Here is a 1,161-nt window from a genome sequence, read left to right on the forward strand (position 1 = left end):
CGCTGTGCGATTTATTTAAAACTTTGAATTAACAGGTACGTTTTGTCTTGTTTAGTTTTCAAAGATCATTACCGCTTGTTGAAGCAGCTTTATTATCTTACCACTCAGCTTCTTTTATGTCAACAACTTTTTTTAAGTTGTTTCCGAAGCTTTTTGTTGTTGTCTGCTGTCCATCAGCGACGTTTAATAATATACCACGGTGCTTCTCTATAAATCAAGCATTTTTTTAAAAAAGAGAAAAAAAGAAAACCAGTATATTATCTTTAAAGCTTGAGAATGGTCGGGAAGACAGGATTCGAACCTGCGACCCCATGGTCCCAAACCATGTGCTCTACCAAGCTGAGCTACTTCCCGATTTTTTAAAATATTATGGCGCGCCCGAGAGGAGTCGAACCCCTAACCTTTTGATCCGTAGTCAAACGCTCTATCCAATTGAGCTACGGGCGCAATTAATTTCACAATATCCCGTTGGGATAAAATGGAGCGGAAGACGGGATTCGAACCCGCGACCCCCACCTTGGCAAGGTGGTGTTCTACCACTGAACTACTTCCGCAAGTAAAAATGTAATGCATGGCCAGAATACAGCCTCAGATGGCGGTAAACCGTATTGTTATTTTATACTGTTCATTATGACAAAAGTAATTATATCAAGGTTTTGATAAAAGTCAATACCGTTTAACAATTAATTATGTTAATCTCTTTTGCATCCTTGAAGAAAGGCTTCATCGGAAGACGCGCTAAATACCTATACCTTAACTGGTACAATCAGCAACGGATTTTTACTGAACTAAACAAAAAATAACAGTTCCATAACGTGCGGAAACTGCTTCAGATCAACGTATTTAGATAAGCTTCCAAGCGGGCTCGAACCGCTGACCTCTTCCTTACCATGGAAGTGCTCTACCTGCTGAGCTATGGAAGCAATGGCTCCGCAGGTAGGACTCGAACCTACGACCGATCGGTTAACAGCCGATAGCTCTACCACTGAGCTACTGCGGAATATTATAAGCTTCATAAACAAAAACATGGTAGATAAAATAAAAAGCTTGGCGGCGTCCTACTCTCACAGGGGGAAACCCCCGACTACCATCGGCGCTGAAGAGCTTAACTTCCGTGTTCGGCATGGGAACGGGTGTGACCTCTTCGCTATCGCCACCAAA

General features: G+C 42.2%; 5 tRNA genes and 1 rRNA gene. All 6 read right to left on the bottom strand.

Annotation, left to right across the window (positions count from 1 at the left end):
* Positions 1–277: 277 nt before the first annotated feature.
* Positions 278–354 (bottom strand) — tRNA-Pro (locus tag OWN49_RS19280).
* Between the two features lie 16 nt (positions 355–370).
* Positions 371–447: transfer RNA gene (locus OWN49_RS19285), tRNA-Arg, on the bottom strand.
* Between the two features lie 32 nt (positions 448–479).
* A tRNA-Gly gene (locus tag OWN49_RS19290) sits at positions 480–554 on the bottom strand.
* A 296-nt stretch (positions 555–850) separates the two neighbouring features.
* Positions 851–923 (bottom strand) — tRNA-Thr (locus tag OWN49_RS19295).
* Positions 924–925: 2 nt separating this feature from the next.
* Positions 926–1,000, bottom strand: a tRNA-Asn gene (locus OWN49_RS19300).
* Positions 1,001–1,045: 45 nt separating this feature from the next.
* Positions 1,046–1,161, bottom strand: a 5S ribosomal RNA gene (gene rrf / locus OWN49_RS19305).

It is taken from the genome of Bacillus sp. NEAU-242-2 (assembly GCF_027853835.1).
GTDB lineage: Bacteria > Bacillota > Bacilli > Bacillales > Bacillaceae > Bacillus > Bacillus velezensis.